Genomic DNA, 369 nt, shown 5'->3' on the forward strand with positions numbered 1-369 from the left:
GTATCACGAGGCCCTTTCGTCTTCAAGAATTCTCATGTTTGACAGCTTATCATCGATAAGCTTGGAGAGGTGGTTTTTTCGTTTCTGGTACCGAAGCTTACGACGAAGCTAATGATCTCAAGAAAAAACTAACAAACATCAATTACTTTTGTAATCGTTTGTTTTTTATCAAAATTCTGAAATAAGGGCATTTACCATTTATAGACAAATCTTTTTCATCAACACCCTTTCTAAATTTTATTAACTCAAATTGCTCAGGGTTAAACTTATGCAAGAATGTGATAGGAACCCCCATAACCCCATTGTAATCTAATGGAATATCCTTTGTTTTGTTTACATTTATAGCATCATAATTATCATATTTTGGAT

General features: G+C 32.8%; 1 protein-coding gene. It reads right to left on the reverse strand.

Translation table 11 applies throughout. The features are described from left to right. Positions 1 to 142: 142 nt before the first annotated feature. A partial coding sequence (locus BSAG_RS11910) for an adenine-specific methyltransferase EcoRI family protein (RefSeq protein WP_008997525.1) occupies positions 143 to 369 on the reverse strand: 227 nt, incomplete at its 5' end.

It is taken from the genome of Bacteroides sp. D1, from assembly GCF_000157095.2.
GTDB classification, from domain to species: Bacteria; Bacteroidota; Bacteroidia; order Bacteroidales; family Bacteroidaceae; genus Bacteroides; species Bacteroides xylanisolvens.